We start from the raw sequence: 17,051 nt of genomic DNA on the forward strand, positions 1-17,051 counted from the left end.
ACAAGGGTGTGGACACGTCCGAATCGTGTGGATCCCGGGTGGTGGGGGGGGCGCGCGCCGGGGCCCGCCGGCGGGGCGCGCGCCGCGGGCATCAGTGCCGGGACTGGGCCAGGAGGGCGTTGGTGCGGTCGATCTCGGCCACGGACTTGGGGGTGACGGGGGCAGCGTGCGCGGCGGCCGCAGCGGCGGGGAGGGCAGGGCGGGAAGGGGTGAACAGCCACTGCTGGAACAGGTCGTGCAGGGGCTTGCCGGACACCTTCTCGGCGATGCCGATGAACTGGTCGGTGGTGCCGTCGCTGTACTTCCGGGCGGAGACCCAGGCCTTGAGGATGGCGAAGAAGGCGTCGTCGCCGACGGCGGTGCGCAGGGCGTGCAGGGTGAGCGCGCCGCGGGTGTAGACAGCGAAGTCGCTGAACTGGTTGTCGGCCCCGGGGTCGCCGGTGAGGGCGGCCCACGACGGGTCGGAGGCGGGCACGGAGTTGTAGTAGTAGTCGAAAAGCTGCTGGGCGGTGCCCTCGCCCTGCTTCTCCGACCACAGCCACTCGGCGTAGCTGGCGAAGCCCTCGTTGAGCCAGATGTCGCTCCAGCGGTGCACGGACACGGCGTCGCCGAACCACTGGTGGGCGTTCTCGTGCACGATCACGGACAGGTTGGCGCCGGCCCGGAAGAACCGTGGCGTGTAGACGGGCCGGGTCTGGTTCTCCAGCGCGAAGCCGAATTCGGCGGACGGCACGACGCCGCCCTGGGCCTCGAACGGGAAGGGCCCGAACAGGGTGGACTCCCAGGCCAGCACCTCGGGGGTGCGTTCGACGCTGGCGACGGCGGCGTCGTGGTTGGCCCCGATGTTGGTGCCGTAGGCGGTGATCACGGGCTCGCCGTCGGGGCCGACGGCCGAGCGGATGTCGTACTTGCCGATGGCGATGAACGTCAGGTACGTGGCCTGCGGCTTGGTGCTGCGCCAGTTCCACCGGGTCAGCCCGAGCCGGCTGCTGGAGCTGACCAGCACGCCGTTGGACACCACCTGGGTCCCGTCGGGCACGGCCACGGACACGTCATAGGTGGCCTTGTCGGTCGGATGGTCGTTGGCGGGATACCAGAACGCGGCGATGTGCGGTTCCTGCACGGCCTGCGCGCCGTCGGGGGTGCGCTTCCAGTCCTTCTCGCCGTTGATGGTGACCTGCGAGGGAATCCCGTCGTACTGCACGACCACGGTGATGGGGCTGCCCTTGGGCAGCGTCGCGGCCGGGGTGATCACCAGCTTCGAGCCGGTGCTGGTGTAGGCGGCCGGGAAGTTGTTGACCAGCACGGAATCGGTGTGCAGGCCGAAGTCGAAGGAGAACTGCGACAGGTCCTGGGTGGCGGTGGCCAGAATGGTCGCGGTGCCGCTGAGCTTGTCGGTGGAAGGTTGGTACTGCAGGCGTAAGTCGTAGTGGCCGACGTCGTAACCGGTGTTGCCGTCGGTGGGGTAGTACGGGTCGCCGACGGTCTGGCCGCCGGGGCTTCCGGTGCCGGCGGCCGCGGTGCCGGCCAGCAGCAGCCCGGCGACAGTGGTGGCCAGAGCGACGAGCGCGGTCGATCTCAAGGCAAACCTCCCAATCAGGCCTAGAGGCCCGAACCTAGGAGAGTCACCAGGGCGGCACTACCCAACGTTAGTAGGTTCCTACGGAACGAGATCACCATGCCTCGGCGGCTACACTGCGCAGCCGCGAATGCAGGTCCCGCAACCGAGAGCGGTCGGCCCGGACCTCGATGACCCGGATGCCGTCGGCCGGGACGAGGGCTTCTCGCAGCGCGGCGGCGTCGGGCACGAGCGTGTGCGGCACGCCGTAGCCGGCGCACAGCGCGGCGAGGTCGGCCCCGTGCGGGGTGCCGAAAACCCGCTCGAACGAGTCGGCGTGCTCGGGGGATCCCTGCTCCAGCAACGAGAAGATGCCGCCACCGTCGTCGTTGAGCACGACAATGGCCAGGTTGGGCCGAATCTCGCCCGGCCCGATCAGCAACCCGTTGATGTCATGGAGAAAGGTCAGGTCGCCGACCAGGGCGTAGCCCCGCTCGGCGGCCATGCTGGCCCCGGCGGCGCTGGACAGGGTGCCGTCGATGCCGGCCAGCCCCCGATTGGCCAGGATCCGCAGGTCGGTCCGGTGCGGCGCGACGAGGTCGACATCTCGGACAGGGTTGGACGAACCGAGGAAAAGTGTTGCCCCATAAGGCAGAGCGTCCACAAGGACGGAGGCCACGTGCAGGCCGGTCGGCCACGGCTCGTCGGCCAGGAATTTGTCCACAATGGACTTCAAGCTGGCGTCGGCGTCCTGCCACCGGGACAGCCATGTGCCGTCGAAACGCGGGGGCTCGACGGCCAGCGGACCGGTGACATGGTCGGCCTGGCCCTGCGGATCAGTCCACTGTGGATGCTCGGACACCACGTGCACGACCGGGGTTTCCCGGATGACCCGCTGCACGCCACGGCTGAGCGACGGATGCCCGACGACCAGCAGCGACTCGGGCCGCAGCGACTCGGGCAGGCCGGCGGCCAGCATGAGCGAGCCGGTGGCGACGGTGTCCCCGGCGGCGAAACCCAGCGGCTCGACGATCACCGGCCAGCCGGCGGCGGACGCGAACGACGCCGTCGACCGGGCGAGCTCGGGAGAAGCATCGCCGATCACGACCAGGGTGCGCCGGCCGAGATGCCCGATTTCCGTTGCCCCGCAACGGCTTTCCGCCAGCGGGGCGACCACCGTCCACGGCCGGTCGCCGTCCCGGCCGGCGAGGTCCTCTGGCCAGTCCTCGCCCTCGTCGGGCACCAGCGGCTCCCGGAACGGCACGTTGAGGTGCACCGGCCCGTCGGCCCGCAGCGAGCGGCCGATCATGCCCCGCCACACCGCGTTCTGCCCGGCCCGGCGCTCGGCCATCGGAAAGTCCACGGTGGACACCAGGGCGCCGAAGATCCCGTGCTGCACGGTGGTCTGGCTCGCGCCGGAACCGACCAGCTCGACCGGCCGGTCGGCGGTCAGCGCGATCAGCGGCAGGTGGCTGTGCGCGGCCTCCAGCATCGCCGGGTGCAGGTTGGCCACGCCGGTCCCGGACGTGCAGACGACGGCCACCGGCCGGCCGCTGCCCCGGACCAGGCCGAGGGCGAAGAACCCGGCCGACCGCTCGTCGACGCGCACGTGCAGCGTGAGCCGTCCGGCCACGCAAACCCGGTGCAGGGCCATGGCCAGCGCGGCATTGCGTGACCCAGGACACAGCACGACCTGCCGCACGTCGTGACGCACGAGTTCGTCGACCAGGACACGGGCCTGCGCGGTGGACGGGTTCACCCGCCTATTCTCCCAGGCGTGCCTGATGAACACGTGTCCGACTTGTTCGACCCGACCGCGTGGCGCGCCGTCGAGGGCTTCGAGTTCACCGACATCACCTACCACCGCGCGGTGGACCAGGGAACGGTGCGCATCGCCTTCAACCGGCCCGAGGTGCGCAACGCCTTCCGCCCGCACACCGTGGACGAGCTGTACGTGGCCCTGGACCACGCCCGCATGTCCAGCGACGTCGGCTGCGTGCTGCTGACCGGCAACGGACCGTCCCCCAAGGACGGCGGCTGGGCCTTCTGCTCCGGCGGCGACCAGCGCATCCGCGGCCGCGACGGCTACCAGTACGCCAGCGGCGACACCGCGGACACGGTCGACAGGGCCCGGGCCGGCCGGCTGCACATCCTGGAGTGCCAGCGGCTGATCCGGTTCATGCCGAAGGTGGTCATCGCGGTGGTGCCGGGCTGGGCCGCCGGCGGCGGGCACAGCCTGCACGTGGTGTGCGATCTCACGCTGGCCAGCGCCGAGCACGCCCGCTTCAAGCAGACCGACGCCGACGTGGGCAGTTTCGACGCCGGCTACGGCTCGGCCTACCTGGCCCGCCAGACCGGCCAGAAGTTCGCCCGCGAGATCTTCTTCCTCGGCCGCTCCTACACCGCCGAGCAGGCCCACCAGATGGGCGCGGTCAACGCCGTGGTGCCGCACGCCGAGCTGGAGGCCACCGCGCTGGAGTGGGCCCGCGAGGTCAACGGCAAGTCGCCGACCGCGCAGCGCATGCTCAAGTACGCCTTCAACATGATCGACGACGGCCTGGTCGGCCAGCAGATCTTCGCCGGCGAGACGACCCGGCTGGCCTACATGACCGACGAGGCGGTGGAGGGCCGCAACGCCTTCCTGGAGAAGCGCGCCCCGGACTGGTCCGACTACCCGCACTACTTCTGACGGTGAGCCGCGAGCTGCGGGCGCTGCCCGTCCCGACCCGGCCGGCCGAGGTGCTGGCGCTGCTGCCGACGTTGGCGGCGACGCTGGCCGGCGAGGGCCCGGCGCTGCTGCCGGTCACCGACCAGGAGCCGGGCCTGCCGGCGGCGCTGGGCGTGGACCGGCCGGTGGCCGACCGGATCGCGCTGGTGATCGGCACCTCCGGGTCGACCGGCGCACCGAAGGGCGCCTTGCTGGCGTCGGAGGCCGTCAAGGCGTCCGCCGTGGCCACGCACGCCCGGCTGGGCGGGCCGGGCACGTGGCTGCTGGCGATGTCCGCCCGCTACATCGGCGGCCTTCAGGTGCTGATCCGCTCGCTGCTCGCGGGCACCGAACCGGCGGTGGCCGACCTGACCGAGGGTTTCCGTGCGGAGACCTTCACCAAGGCGGCCTTCGCTGCACTGGAGGCGCCGGGGCGGCACTACACCGCCCTGGTGCCGACCCAGCTGGGCCGGCTGATGACCGGCGACGCGTTGGGGGCGCTGCGCGGCTTCGACGCCATCGTGATGGGCGGCGCGGCCATGCCCGAGGCGCTGCGGCAGCGCTGCCGGGACGAGGGCGTCAACGCCATCCCCTCGTACGGCATGAGCGAGACGGCCAGCGGCTGCGTGTACGACGGCGTGCCGCTGGACGGCGTGGAGATCCGGCTCAGCGACGGGCGGATCGACATCCGGGGCCCCATGCTGGCCGACGGCTACCGCAATTTCGACGGCGAGTCGCCGTTCGTGGACGGCTGGTTCCACACCAGCGACCTGGGCCGCCGGCTCGAGGACGGCCGGCTGGAGGTGATCGGCCGGCTCGACGACGTGATCAACACCGGCGGAGTGAAGGTGCCTCCGCTGCTGGTGGAGCGGGCCTTGACCGCGGTCGAGGGCGTCACCGACGCCTGCGTGGTCGGCCTGCCGGATCCGGAGTGGGGTCAGGTCGTGGCGGCGGCGGTGGTCGCCGAGGACCGGCCCGCCGAGGAGCAGCTGCGCGCGGCCGTGCGGGCCGCCGCCGGGCGGGCCGCCGTGCCGAAGCTGATCCGTTTCGTGGCGGCGCTGCCGCTGCTCGGGCCGGGCAAGGTGGACCGGGCGGCCGTGCGAAAGGCGTTCAACCGTTGATTTCCGAGACCGATTCGCTAGGAACGCCCGCCGCGGCGGCCGTATCCCTATTACGAGGGAAAGCGACGAAGGTTCCACAAAACACTGTGACGCACATCACCAAGATAGCGACCAACTCACCGAACCGCTCACCGTCCGTCACGGCGATTTATTACCAGAATCAATAAAATCAACCAACGTCGCCCCGACAAGGGGACAAATCGGGCTACCACCCCCGACCTGCCCCGCCGGCCTCCACCTGCGGCAACGAGCTCGACCTGCGACCACAAACCACCAGAATCACAGGATTCCGCACCGACGGTCCGGCAACAACCCCGATTCTGGGGTATTCACCGCGACAATTGGCCCGACCAGCGCCGACGGCCGGTGAACACGGATCACGACACCGACCCGCCGATCGGGGACAACGGTCACGCTGCGCGTCCAATCCGACCAACCAGTGCCGCGAAATTAGACCGGTCGGCGTAATCAGGACCGCGACATCACCCAACCGCTGCCCTTTCTCACGTTGGAAACCGCCCGTATGGTCCTTCCCACCACCGGGCGTCGCGACTATCACCGCCCCCTCGCCGCCCGTGTGTCTCTCCCCTGCCACTCGGCAAGAGAAAGGTCCACGAACACAGTGCCAGCCAGAAACACCGCGCTCGTGGCGGTGAACCGATGAGCGCACCCGCGCGGACGAAGCCCGTCGTGTACTCCCGCGGCAGCTTTCTCTCCCGCCTCACCCCGGACCAGATCCGGGAACTGTTCGCCGTGGGCCACCCGGCGACCTATCCGGCCGACCACACGATCGTGCGGCAGGGCCGCAACCTGCCGCCGCTGCTGCTGTTGCGGTCGGGCTTCATCAAGGCGGTGCGCCGGGCGCTGCGGGGCAGCCACCCGGCCATCGTCGACGTCTACGGCCCTGGTGACGTGCTCGGCGCGGAAGCCATGTACGCCAACAAGTTCGCCCACGTCGACTTCGTGACCACACAGGACGTCACCGCCTACGTCGTGCCCCAGCACCAGTTCCTGGAGCACCTCGGCCGGCACCCGGCGGTGTCGTTGCAGCTGATGGTGACCTTCGCCCACCGCGTGCGCCAGCGGGAGGCCGCGCTGGCCTACTCGCGGCACGACGTGCGGGAGCGGCTGGTCGCGTTCCTGAACCGGCAGCAGGTCTTCTACGGCGTGATGACCACCCAGGGCGACCTGATCGACATGGGGCTCAACCGCGGCGACATCGGGGCGGCCATCGGCGCCTCCGACGCCGCGGTCGACGAGGCCCTGCGCCGGCTGCGCGAGGACGGCTACATCAAGACCGGCTACAAGAAGATCTGGATCATCCGGCGGCTGAGTGAGGAGCTCTCACCCCAGCTGCGCCCCGAGCCGCCGGCGATCGGGGCACTCGACTGACCGGCGGCCCGACGCGGCGGCAATGTGAGCAATTAACGTGCACATCGCTTTATCGCGTTGAGGAGTCACGAAACCGCCGTTTCGCTACGTCGCATGCGAAACACACCCCTGCGAAAAACACCACTGCATGCGGCGCTGCTGCTGGCGGCGGCCACCGTCCTTCCCCTGGCGGCGGCCGTCCCGGCGTCGGCGGCGACCACCACCTGGACCGCCGACCTGGCCTCGCACAACGAGGACAACAGCAACATCGCCAACGCCGACGGCGTGGTCCGGCTGGCCGGCGGCCCGGCCCATGCCGCGACCGACCAGCCGGACCTGGAGACCGGGATCATCATGTTCGATCCCCATCAGCTGCCGGCCAAGGCCGACTCCGTGGCGGCCACTGTGGACAGCAGCGTGCCGGCCGATTCCGAGCTGGCCGTGGACGTCCGAGGGCTCAAGGCCGACGGCCAGTGGACCGAGTGGACGGAGGCGACTCCGGACGCCCCGGCGGTGCTGCCCGAGGCCAGCGCGACCGTCCAGGTCCGCATGACGCTGACCGCCCCGGCCGGCTCGACCGGCCTCCAGGCCCGCCGGCTGACGCTGTCCGCCGGGGCGGCATTGGCCCCGGCCGCCGCCCCATCGGCCGCCCGTTCGTACAAGGTCTTCGCCACCCGCGAGGGACTGGTCGGCGGCACCACGGCCAACGGCCACAAGATCGTCTCGCGTGACCACTTCGTCGCCCTGCCCTCGGGCAAGGCCTTGTCCCCCAACGGGAAGAAGACCTACCAGGTGAAGGTGTGCGCGGCCAACGGCCGCTGCGAGACGGCCCCGGTGTGGGACGTCGGCCCGTGGAACACCAAGGACGACTACTGGAACCCCAAGGCCAGCCGACAGTCCTGGAAGGACCTGCCGCAGGGCAGGCCGGAGGCGCAGGCGGCGTACCAGAGCGGCTACAACGGCGGCAAGGACCAGTTCGGCCGCAAGGTGTCCAACCCGGCCGGCATCGACCTGGCCGACGGCACCTTCCTGGACGGGCTCAAGCTCACCGACAACGCCTGGGTGACCGTCACCTATTTGTGGACATAGCCCCTGGTTGACGGGCGGCCGTGGCCGTGTCGGAAGATGGCGGCATGGCCACGGTCGCACAGTGGATCGAGGGTGCCCGACCGCGCACCCTGCCCAACGCCATCGCCCCGGTGCTGGTGGGCAACGGCGCCGCGTTCGCGCTGGGCGGGTTCGACCCGACGCGCGGCGTGCTGACGCTGGTGGTGGCGCTCGCGCTGATCATCGGCGTGAACTTCGCCAACGACTACTCCGACGGCGTGCGCGGCACCGACGACGTGCGCGTCGGGCCACTGCGGCTGGTCGGCTCCAAGGTCGCCGAGCCGAAGACGGTGCGGCTGGCGGCGTTCGCGTGCTTCGGCATCGCCGCGGTCGCCGGCCTGGTCGTGACGGTGCTGAGCGGCTCGTACTGGCTGATCGCGGTGGGCGCGCTGTGCATCGCGGCGGCGTGGTTCTACACCGGCGGCAAGCGCCCGTACGGCTACGCCGGCCTGGGCGAGCTGGCCGTGTTCGTCTGCTTCGGCCTGGTCGCCGTGCTCGGCACGCTGTACGTGCAGGCCGGCCAGTTCAGCGGCTACGGCATCGGCGGCGCGGTGGCCATCGGCTGCTTCTCCAGCGCCGTGCTGGTGGCCAACAACCTGCGGGACATCCCCACCGACACCGAGTCGGGCAAGCGCACGCTGGCCGTGCTGATCGGCGACCAGGACACCCGCAACCTGTACCTGGGCCTGATCGTGGTGCCGTTCCTGGTCAGCATCGTCGGCAGCTTCCGCGACGGCTACCTGCTGCTGGGCTTCCTTGCGCTGCCGCTGCTGGTCAACAGCGCCCGCAAGATGATCAAGGGCGCGACCGGCAAGGCGCTGATCCCGGTGCTGCGCGACACCGGTCTGGCCATGCTGGTGTGGGCTGTCACCACCGCCGTCGCACTCGTCCTCGGCGGCGCCTGACCCCTTCCTCCCCTCCTCCGCCCGCCTCTCCTCCGCTCCCCCTTTTCTGTGGGGTTTGCGTTTGTTAAGAGGTGGCGAGGACGGTGTCCATGGTGGCCATGATCGAGACGGTTTCGTCCAGGGGCATCAGGGGGCTCTCGGTCTCGCCGGCGGCCAGGCGCAGCGCCACCTCGTCGGCCTCGTGCCGCAGGCCGCTGCCCTCGTGCTCGGACGGGATCACGGTCGGCTCGCCCTCGCGCGGGGTCAGGGTCACCGCCGCCGGGCCGTAGAACGGGCCGTCGATCTCGATGCGGCCCTCGGCGCCGACGATGGCCGCCCGGGTCGGGCTCTTGGCCCGCAGCGTGCAGGTCAGCACGGCCTGCGCGCCGGACTCGTAGCCGAAGATCATCGAGGTCTGGCCGTCGACGCCGGTGAAGGCCGGGTCGACCATGGCGACGATCCGGCTCGGCGGCCCGAGCACCATGGACGCGAACGACACCACGTAGACGCCGAGGTCGAGCAGCGCGCCGCCGCCGAGTGCCGGCGCGAACAGGCGGTGCTCGGCGTCCTCGGCGAACCACTGCCCGTGGTCGGCGGTCACGGTGACGATCTCGCCGATGCCGCCGACCAGCTCACGCAGCCGCCGCACGTTGGGCAGGAACCGCGTCCACATGGCCTCCATCAGGAAGACGTTGTTGTCCCGCGCCACCTTCACCAGCTCACGGGCCTCGTCGGCGTTCATGGTGAACGGCTTCTCCACCAGCACCGCCTTGCCGGCCCGCAGCGCGAGCAAGGCGTTGCCATGGTGCATGGGATGCGGCGTGGCCACGTACACGGCGTCGATCTCGGGATCGGCGGCCAGGTCCTCGTAGGAGGCGTGCCGGCGCTGGATGTCGAGGCGGTCGGCGAACGCGTCGGCCGAGGCCTGGCCGCGCGATCCGACGGCGACCACCGTGCCGGAGTCGGTCAGCTTCAGGTCGGTCGCGAAGGTCGCCGCGATCCCGCCCGTGCCCATGATTCCCCACCGCACCGGATTGCCCACCGCGCGTGCCCTCGTCTCAGGTTCGGCTCCCGCTGACGAGACGACCGTAGTCGAGCCCGGCGTACCAGTCGCCCCGTCCGGCCGGTGACAGGTCCAACAGGTGCCAGACCGGGGCCAGCAGGTCGATCCCGCGCTCCTGGATGTCCTCGGCCATGCGCGGGTGGGCGGTGTAGTGGTGCCGGATCCGGCCCTCGGCGTCCCGGGCGAACACCGAGACCGTGGAGTCCTGGTTGCCCTCCTCGTCCTCGCTGCGCAGGTCGAGCTTGAACGTGCTGTCGCCGGCCGACAGCAGCCGCAGCTGGTCCCAGCCGCGCTCCCGGCCGAAGCGTCGCAGGTCGTCCGGCTCGGCCGCGGCGACCACGGCGAAGTCGACGTTGCGGGCGATGTGCTGGGCGACGCCGTTGAAGCCGTCGATCCACATCGTGCACATCGGGCAGGGCGTGGTCTGTTTCTTGCCGTACATCAGGTGGTAGACGATCAGCGGCCGGTCGGTGACGAGCTCCTCGAACGTCACCGGGCCGTCGCCGCTACGGAAGACGTAGTCGGGCAGCACCGGGCCGGGCGGCAGGTCGCGGCGCTGCTGGGCGACGCGTTCGCGGTGCCGCATCAGCTCGATCTCGGCCAGCCGCAACTCTTCGCGGGCCTTGGTGTACTCGTCGGTCTCGGTCAGGTTCGTGTGTCGCATCTCAGGCGACCCTCCCCGTGAAGGCGATAAGCCGGTCCAGCGTGCTCGCTCCGGGGCCGGTCGGCACCTCGGCGGCGAACTGCTCGCCGTCGCGGACCTGCGGCGTGATCAGCCGTCCGGCGAGCTCAAGGACGTAGGCGCCGAGCTTGTCGTCGACGGTGACGTCCAGGCCGGTGGCGGTGGCGAAATCCCAGGCGTGCACGAGGAATTCGACGGAGAGGATGGAGGACGCCAGGTCCGCCGGGATCTCGCCGACGCGGGAGACGACCGTGCCGTCGAGGCCACGGGCCCGCCACGCCTCGATCGCGCGCAGGCCGGCGTGGGCGACCCGTTCCTCAGGCGAGCCGGCGGTCGTCTCCAACTGCTGGCCGGCCATTGCGGCGACAGTGGTGAGAGTGCCCAGCAGGTGGTCGAGCAGATCGTCCACAGTGAACTTCTTGCACGGTGTCTGCGCATTGCCGCGATCGGCGCCCATCTTCCGCAGCACGCGCAGGCAGATGGCCAGCGACGCCTCGGCCGCCGCCAACGGATCCGGCTCGCCGAGCCGGGAGAACTCGTCGGGGCCGGCGTCGCCCTCGGTCGTCACGACGCGCAGGCGTTGCAGGAAATGCTGCCAGCCCTCGCGATGCCCCTTGGCCTGCTCGTCGGAAAGTCCTTGGTGCACAAGGCGAACCGTGGCGCCTTCGGCCGTCGGTTCCAAGGTGATGTCCATGGTGGACGATCCAGGCGGCGCCTCCCCGTCGCCCTCCCATCCCCAGGCGAAGGCCAGCCGCCGGCCCGGCTCGGCCGCCGTGATGGTGCCGACCGCGGTGTGCCCCGGCGCGATCAGCCACCGGAACCCGCCTCCGGCCCGCGGGTCCGTACGGCCGGCGATCAGCTGCCACCGGCGCAGCCGGGCCGGCTCGGTCAGCCAGGCGTAGGCCTCGTCGACGTCCACCGGCACCGGCACGCTCACATCCACGTCCATCTCGCTCTCCCATCTATTTTAGTCGCCGCTAAAGCTAGCGCCGGCGCCGCTCGCCCGCAAGCTTTAGTCGGGGCTAAACTGCCGGGGTGGACGCGTTGCACGCGGTGGCCGAGCCGCGCCGGAGGGAGATCCTGCGCCTGGTGTGGGACGCCGAGCGCTCGGCCGGCGACGTCGCCGCCCACTTCGACGTGACGTTCGGCGCCGTGTCCCAGCACCTGGCCGTGCTGCGCAAGGCCGGGCTGGTCAGCGTGCGCAAGGACGGCAACCGGCGGCTCTACCGCGCCGACCGCGCCGCGCTCGGGCCCCTGGCCGCCTGGCTGGAGTCGATGTGGTCCGCCGAGCTGGACACCCTCGCCGCGCTGGCCGAGCAGGCCGAGCGGGACAACGCCGATCAGGAGGGACGGACGGCATGACCGAGCCGTCGACGCCGGCGCCCGAACTGGTCGTGCAACGGCGCATCAACGCCCTGCCGCCGACCGTCTTCTCGTTCTTCACCGACGCCGGCCGCTGGATGTCCTGGCAGGGCGAGGACGCCGAGATCGATCCCCGTCCCGGCGGTGTGCTCCGGATGAACGTGCGGGAGGGCAACGTCGCCAGCGGCCGCTTCGTCACCATCGAGCCGTATCACCGCATCGTGTTCACCTGGGGCTGGGAGATGCCCGGCAACCCGCTGCCGCCCGGCGGCTCCACAGTGGACATCACCCTGCGCCCCGACGGCGCCGGCACCGTGCTCACCCTCACCCACCGCGGCCTGCCCCTGGAGCTGTTCCAGTCCCACGGCCTCGGCTGGAACCACTACATGGACCGCCTGCTCACCCGCGCCGAAGGCGGCGACCCCGGCCCGGACAACGGACCGGAGCAGGACTAGGGCCTGTTCGGTTCTACAGCGCCAGGTGCAGGCGAATGGCGTCGTCGATCTGCTTCATGGCATCGAACGGGAGCTCCCCGATCCGGTTGCGCAACCGATCGGTCGACAACGCCCGAACCTGTTCCGCCTGCACCTTGGAGTCAGCCGTCAGCCCACTCACGCCGGCGAGCAGCAGCACCTGGAACGGCAGGATCCGGCTGATGTTGGACGTGATCGGCGCGATGGTCACGAGACCCCGTCCGTTCCGGTCGGCCGCACGGTTCGCCGCGTCATTGCTCACGATCACAGCCGGCCCGACCTTGTTCGCCTCCGAGCCCCGCACCGGCTCGAGATCGACCCAGTAGAGGTCACCCCTGCGCATCGGCGACCCCGTTCGCGGCCGTGACCTCCCAGACCTCGGCTTCGCCGCTGGACTCCCACTCCTCCCAGGCGACGAGGTAGGCGTCTTCGAGACTCGCGTTACGCAGCAACACGATCGCGTCGTGGATCGCCGCCGAACGGGACGAGCCGCCGGTGCGCTCCAGGTACTCGTCAACGAAGCCGACGTCCTCGTCGGGCAGGCTCACACTGATCTTCACACCCCGAACGCTACCTCGGGTAGGACATCGGGTGCGACCGTCAGCTCAGGACGTCCATTCGCCGGTGGCGAAGAACTTCTCCAGGGTCTGGGTGTGCGGGCGCAGGTCGAGGCCCTGGGCGGCGACCCAGTCGTCGTCGTAGTAGGTGTGGGCGTAGCGCTCGCCGCCGTCGCAGAGCAGGGAGACGACGCTGCCGGGGCGGTCGTGGCGGCGCATGCCGGCGATGATCTGGAACGCGCCCCACAGGTTGGTGCCGGTGGAGCCGCCGACGCGGCGGCCGAGCAGGTCGGCGGCGAAGCGGATGGTGGCGATGGAGGCGGCGTCCGGGACCTTGATCATGTGGTCGATGACGTCGCCGACGAAGGAGGGCTCCACCCGTGGCCGGCCGATGCCCTCGATGCGGGAGCCCTTGCAGCCGGTCAGGGCGGGCGAGACGGACTGCCACGCGTCGTAGAAGACCGAGTGCTCGGGGTCGACGACGGCCAGCCGGGTGCACAGCCGCCGGTAGCGGACGTAGCGGCCGATGGTGGCGCTGGTGCCGCCGGTGCCGGCCCCGACGACCACCCAGGCCGGCTCGGGGTGCGACTCGGCGGCCATCTGGTCGAAGATCGACTCGGCGATGTTGTTGTTGCCGCGCCAGTCGGTGGCCCGCTCGGCGTGGGTGAACTGGTCCATGTAGTGGCCGCCCAGCTCGGCGGCCAGCCGGCGCGACTCGTCGTAGATGGCCGAGGGCTCGTCCACGAAGTGACAGCGCCCGTCCTGCCGCTCGATCAGGGCGATCTTCTCGGTGCTGGTCGAGCGGGGCATCACGGCGATGAACGGCAGCCCCAGCAGCCGCGCGAAGTAGGCCTCGGACACGGCGGTCGAACCGGACGACGCCTCGATCACCGGTGTGCCCTTGGTCACCCAACCGTTGCAGATCGCGTACAGGAACAGCGATCGGGCCAGGCGGTGCTTGAGAGAACCGGTCGGATGAGTTGACTCGTCCTTGAGATAGAGGTCCACGCCCCACTCCCGCGGCAGCGGGAAGGTGAGCAGGTGCGTGTCGGCGCTGCGGTTGGCGTCGGCCTCGATGATGCGGACCGCCTCGCGGACCCAGCCGCGGGTCGTGTCGACACTCACTCGGACCCCTCGCCGCGCAGTTCGGCCCGCATCTTCAGGCGCTCGGCCCTGCGCTCGGTGAGGGCGGCGGCGATCCGGGCGTTCAGCCCGCGCAGCAGCACCAGGGACAGCGGCCAGGCCAGCACCAGCCCGACCGCGATCGCGATCAGCAGCGGCACGTGCGCAAGCGTGAGCAGGAACGCGATGACGGCGAGCAGCCCGATCCGGGCCCCCGTGTACAGCGCGATGTCGCGGCCGAAAGTGCTGGTCTCCACGGCTGCCCAGGTTACTCGGCCCGGGCCGCCATCTCCTCCGGGCTGTTGGGCCGGCCCTCGAACCGGGTGGACAGCACCACGGTGGTGTTGGTCCTGGCCACGCCGTCGATCCGGCGCAGCCGCCGCAGCGTGCGCTCCAGGTCCTCGACGGTGGCCACCCGCACCTTCACCACGAACGCCTCGTCGCCGGCGACCGCGTAGCAGGACTCCACCTCGGGCAGCCGGGCCAGGGCCGCCGCGACCTCGTCGTCGTCGCCGGTGTCGGACACGTGGATGCCGACCAGCGAGGTCACGTCCAGCCCGACCAGCCGGGGGTCGACAACCGCGTGGTAGCCGGTGATCACGCCGGAAGACTCCAGCTTGCCGACCCGCTCGTGCACGGCCGAGGCCGACAGGCCCACCTGCCGGCCGAGGTCGGCGTAGGTCGCCCGCCCGTTGGCGCGCAGGGCGGCGATGATCTGACGATCCAGGGCGTCCATCGGCAAATCCTAGAACTGTGTTTGTGCCGCGCGTCCCGCGCGGGGCTCGGCCGCTCGTGACCGCGGCCGAGCACTCTCCGGACTTCACCGCGCTCGCACTCCTCGCGGCGTACAACGGATGACCATTGGCGCACGGTCCGCCGCGCCTTGCCGGGCCCGCCTGTGCAAACGAATGCACCGGTGCCCGTTTTCACACCTTTTGCGCCTTACTACCTCTTTACCTCCACCCAAGCGTTCGAGTACCCGGCGGGTGAGATGCCACGATGCGACCGGAACGCCCGAACCAGTGACTTGGGAGGTCGAGAGTGACCGCGACCGTGCCGCACCCCCGCCAGCACGCCGGAGAGCGTCTGCTCACCCCCGGCGAAGTGGCCACCCTGTTCCGCGTCGACCCCAAGACGGTGACCCGTTGGGCGACCGCCGGCCGGATCGGCTCCATCCGCACCCCGGGCGGCCACCGGCGGTTCCGGGAGTCCGAGGTGAAGACCCTGCTGGCCGAGCTGACCACCGAGGCCACGGAGCCGGTGCGTAACGCCTGAGCGGCACACCCCGAACCCACTGTTCACGAGATAGTCTCGGGGCAGTTGACCGGAGGTGCCGAATGGTCTACCTGCTCGCGGTGATCGGGGCGATAGCCGTGGCCTACCTGCTCTGGCGCGCGTTCGGGCCCGATCGGGTCCATGTGGGCAGCCGCGCCAAGAAGGGCGTCGGGCCCGATGACGACCCGGAGTTCCTGCGCAAACTGGCCGAGCAGGCCAAGCGTCATCGCGAGGACGGCAACCCGCCGGGCTGACCGGCGGCTGCCAGCAGCACCACCGCGGCGAGTACGGCGAGCCGGGTGACGACCGATCCGGTCGCGCCCGCCACCGTGCTGGCCGCGCGGCGTCGAGTCCGATCCGCCGCACCGCCACGACAACCGCGCCGGCCCGACGAGGTCGAGCCGGCGCGAGCAGCTCAGCGCGTGGGGAAGTCGTCGGCGACCGTGGCCGCCAGCTCCAGCAGGGCCAGCCTGGTGTCCGGGCTGAGCCGGTCCAGCTCGATCTCCGCGCCCTCTTCCAGGTGCGGGTCGAACGGGATGCGCACGACCGCCCGGCAGCGGCTGGCGAAGTGCTGGGACAGCTTGTCCAGGTCCACCTTGCCGGCCCGCGGCCGCACCGAGTTGATCACGGCCACCGAGCGCCGGATCAGGTCCCGGTAGCCGTGCGCCTCCAGCCAGTCGATGGTCGCCGAGGCGCTGTTGGCCCCGTCCACCGAGCCGGAGGACACGATCACCAGCGAGTCGGCCAGGTCGAGCACGCCGGCCATGGCCGAGTGCATCAGGCCGGTCCCGCAGTCGGTCAGCACGATGTTGTAGAAGTGCTCCAGCAGGTCGACCACGCGCCGGTAGTCGTCCTCGCTGAACGCCTCCGAGACCGCCGGATCCTGTTCGCTGGCCAGGACTTCCAGCCGGCTCGGTCCCTGCGAGGTGTAGGCCCGCACGTCGCTGTAGCGGGTGATCCGCTTGGCGTCGCGCAGCAGGTGCCGCACGGTCGCGGTGGTCTCCAGCGGGATCTTCTGGCTCAGCGTGCCGCGGTCGGGGTTGGCGTCCACCGCGATCACGCGGTCGCCGCGCAGCGAGGAGAAGGTGGAGCCGAGCGTGGTCGTGGTGGTGGTCTTGCCCACGCCGCCCTTCAGGCTCAGCATCGCGATCTTGTAGCAGCCCCGCAGCGGCTGGTTGATCCGCGTGATCAGCTCGCGGCGGCGCACGTCGGCCGGGCTCTCGCCCAGGTTGACCAGACCGCCGGACAGCTGGTGCAGGCTGCGGCGCCAGCCGGTCTGCGGCGGCCGCTTGTTCTGCTTGATCAGCTCCTGCGGGGACAGCGCGTTGGGCTGGCCCGGCTGCTGCTGTTGCGGCGGCGGCTGCTGGCCGTAGGGCTGCTGGCCGTACGGCTGCTGCTGGCCATAACCACCCGGCTGGGCGTAGGGCTGCTGCGGGTAGGCCTGCTGCGGCGGCTGTTGCGGCTGTTGCTGCTGTTGCTGCTGCTGGGCCGGGTCCACGTAGTACGAGCCCGATGACGCCGGGTCCACCGGGTAGGGCCCGGACTGGTTGCCCCCGACCGGGTACGGCCCGGACTGGCCGCCGCCTACCGGATAGGGACCGGACGGACCCCCGCTGACCTGGTGCGACCCCGAGGCCGACGGATCCACCGGGTGCGGACCGGACTGGACGGCCTGATCCTGGGCGGGCGACTTCCAGCCCTCGGGCTCATCAAAACGACCGGTCACCGCTGGGGTCCTCCCTGCGCTAGAGGATCGAGACCTCCCCGTC

At 70.8% G+C, this 17,051-nt stretch carries 20 protein-coding genes; 9 read left to right on the plus strand and 11 right to left on the minus strand.

What is annotated here, in order from left to right; all coding sequences use genetic code 11:
- Positions 1-91 precede the first annotated feature (91 nt).
- Together ACIG5F_RS16235 and menD are read right to left on the minus strand one after the other, a co-directional pair.
- Entirely contained in the window at positions 92-1,582 is a 1,491-nt protein-coding gene (locus ACIG5F_RS16235; protein WP_396518497.1) for a M1 family metallopeptidase, read from the minus strand.
- 91 nt (positions 1,583-1,673) lie between these two features.
- Positions 1,674-3,317: a 2-succinyl-5-enolpyruvyl-6-hydroxy-3-cyclohexene-1-carboxylic-acid synthase gene (menD, locus tag ACIG5F_RS16240; protein WP_396518498.1), complete on the minus strand. Its 1,644-nt coding sequence runs from the start codon at positions 3,315-3,317 to the stop codon at positions 1,674-1,676.
- 18 nt (positions 3,318-3,335) lie between these two features.
- Here menD and ACIG5F_RS16245 point away from each other — a divergent pair, with 18 nt between their 5' ends.
- From ACIG5F_RS16245 to ACIG5F_RS16265, 5 genes are all read left to right on the plus strand, one after another.
- Positions 3,336-4,247, plus strand: a complete 912-nt coding sequence (locus ACIG5F_RS16245; RefSeq protein ID WP_396518499.1) for a 1,4-dihydroxy-2-naphthoyl-CoA synthase — start codon at positions 3,336-3,338, stop codon at positions 4,245-4,247.
- A gap of 14 nt (positions 4,248-4,261) precedes the next feature.
- The gene (gene menE, locus ACIG5F_RS16250) at positions 4,262-5,386 is read left to right on the plus strand and encodes an o-succinylbenzoate--CoA ligase (RefSeq protein ID WP_396518805.1); all 1,125 of its coding nucleotides are present in this window, start codon (positions 4,262-4,264) and stop codon (positions 5,384-5,386) included.
- A 660-nt stretch (positions 5,387-6,046) separates the two neighbouring features.
- Positions 6,047-6,778 carry a Crp/Fnr family transcriptional regulator gene (locus ACIG5F_RS16255; RefSeq protein WP_396518500.1) on the plus strand — a complete coding sequence of 244 codons (732 nt, stop codon included), beginning with the start codon at positions 6,047-6,049 and terminating at the stop codon, positions 6,776-6,778.
- 93 nt (positions 6,779-6,871) lie between these two features.
- The gene (locus ACIG5F_RS16260) at positions 6,872-7,846 is read left to right on the plus strand and encodes a hypothetical protein (protein WP_396518501.1); all 975 of its coding nucleotides are present in this window, start codon (positions 6,872-6,874) and stop codon (positions 7,844-7,846) included.
- A 44-nt stretch (positions 7,847-7,890) separates the two neighbouring features.
- The gene (locus ACIG5F_RS16265; RefSeq protein ID WP_396518502.1) at positions 7,891-8,769 is read left to right on the plus strand and encodes a 1,4-dihydroxy-2-naphthoate polyprenyltransferase; all 879 of its coding nucleotides are present in this window, start codon (positions 7,891-7,893) and stop codon (positions 8,767-8,769) included.
- Between the two features lie 64 nt (positions 8,770-8,833).
- Here the strand turns inward: ACIG5F_RS16265 and ACIG5F_RS16270 are convergent, their stop codons facing one another.
- The 3 genes from ACIG5F_RS16270 to ACIG5F_RS16280 are packed head-to-tail and all read right to left on the minus strand — an operon-like array spanning position 8,834 to position 11,442.
- Positions 8,834-9,790 (minus strand): Gfo/Idh/MocA family protein, encoded by a 957-nt coding sequence (locus tag ACIG5F_RS16270; protein WP_396518503.1) that lies wholly within the window; start codon positions 9,788-9,790, stop codon positions 8,834-8,836.
- Between the two features lie 16 nt (positions 9,791-9,806).
- The gene (locus ACIG5F_RS16275; protein ID WP_396518504.1) at positions 9,807-10,475 is read right to left on the minus strand and encodes a DUF899 family protein; all 669 of its coding nucleotides are present in this window, start codon (positions 10,473-10,475) and stop codon (positions 9,807-9,809) included.
- A 1-nt stretch (position 10,476) separates the two neighbouring features.
- Entirely contained in the window at positions 10,477-11,442 is a 966-nt protein-coding gene (locus tag ACIG5F_RS16280) for a TIGR03086 family metal-binding protein (protein ID WP_396518505.1), read from the minus strand.
- An 86-nt stretch (positions 11,443-11,528) separates the two neighbouring features.
- On the opposite strand from ACIG5F_RS16280, the gene ACIG5F_RS16285 reads away from it, so the two are divergent.
- Together ACIG5F_RS16285 and ACIG5F_RS16290 are read left to right on the plus strand one after the other, a co-directional pair.
- The gene (locus ACIG5F_RS16285) at positions 11,529-11,855 is read left to right on the plus strand and encodes an ArsR/SmtB family transcription factor (protein WP_396518506.1); all 327 of its coding nucleotides are present in this window, start codon (positions 11,529-11,531) and stop codon (positions 11,853-11,855) included.
- On the plus strand, positions 11,852-12,310 hold the full coding sequence (locus tag ACIG5F_RS16290; protein WP_396518507.1) for an SRPBCC domain-containing protein: 459 nt from the start codon (positions 11,852-11,854) through the stop codon (positions 12,308-12,310). The genes ACIG5F_RS16285 and ACIG5F_RS16290 overlap by 4 nt, the downstream gene beginning before the upstream one ends.
- A gap of 13 nt (positions 12,311-12,323) precedes the next feature.
- Here ACIG5F_RS16290 and ACIG5F_RS16295 read toward each other — a convergent pair whose 3' ends face one another.
- From ACIG5F_RS16295 to ACIG5F_RS16315, 5 genes are read right to left on the minus strand one after another with little or no spacing between them, the layout of a single operon-like run.
- On the minus strand, positions 12,324-12,671 hold the full coding sequence (locus ACIG5F_RS16295; protein ID WP_396518508.1) for a type II toxin-antitoxin system PemK/MazF family toxin: 348 nt from the start codon (positions 12,669-12,671) through the stop codon (positions 12,324-12,326).
- Positions 12,658-12,888 (minus strand): ribbon-helix-helix domain-containing protein, encoded by a 231-nt coding sequence (locus ACIG5F_RS16300; protein WP_396518509.1) that lies wholly within the window; start codon positions 12,886-12,888, stop codon positions 12,658-12,660. The genes ACIG5F_RS16295 and ACIG5F_RS16300 overlap by 14 nt, the downstream gene beginning before the upstream one ends.
- 45 nt (positions 12,889-12,933) lie before the next feature.
- Positions 12,934-14,010, minus strand: a complete 1,077-nt coding sequence (locus ACIG5F_RS16305) for a PLP-dependent cysteine synthase family protein (RefSeq protein WP_396518510.1) — start codon at positions 14,008-14,010, stop codon at positions 12,934-12,936.
- Entirely contained in the window at positions 14,007-14,264 is a 258-nt protein-coding gene (locus ACIG5F_RS16310) for a DUF4229 domain-containing protein (RefSeq protein ID WP_249227352.1), read from the minus strand. Before ACIG5F_RS16310 ends, ACIG5F_RS16305 begins: the two co-directional genes overlap by 4 nt.
- A gap of 11 nt (positions 14,265-14,275) precedes the next feature.
- Entirely contained in the window at positions 14,276-14,743 is a 468-nt protein-coding gene (locus tag ACIG5F_RS16315; protein ID WP_396518511.1) for an Lrp/AsnC family transcriptional regulator, read from the minus strand.
- A gap of 305 nt (positions 14,744-15,048) precedes the next feature.
- Between ACIG5F_RS16315 and ACIG5F_RS16320 the strand changes: the two genes are divergently transcribed.
- Positions 15,049-15,282, plus strand: a complete 234-nt coding sequence (locus ACIG5F_RS16320) for a BldC family transcriptional regulator (protein WP_043721356.1) — start codon at positions 15,049-15,051, stop codon at positions 15,280-15,282.
- A 62-nt stretch (positions 15,283-15,344) separates the two neighbouring features.
- A complete protein-coding gene (locus ACIG5F_RS16325; protein WP_396518512.1) occupies positions 15,345-15,536 on the plus strand; it encodes a hypothetical protein in 192 nt (63 codons plus the stop codon).
- Between the two features lie 161 nt (positions 15,537-15,697).
- Here the strand turns inward: ACIG5F_RS16325 and ACIG5F_RS16330 are convergent, their stop codons facing one another.
- Entirely contained in the window at positions 15,698-17,008 is a 1,311-nt protein-coding gene (locus ACIG5F_RS16330) for an AAA family ATPase (protein ID WP_396518513.1), read from the minus strand.
- Between the last annotated feature and the right edge of the window lie 43 nt (positions 17,009-17,051).

Origin of the sequence: Kutzneria sp. NPDC052558, assembly GCF_044547355.1 — a bacterium.
In the GTDB taxonomy this organism is placed as follows: domain Bacteria; phylum Actinomycetota; class Actinomycetes; order Mycobacteriales; family Pseudonocardiaceae; genus Kutzneria.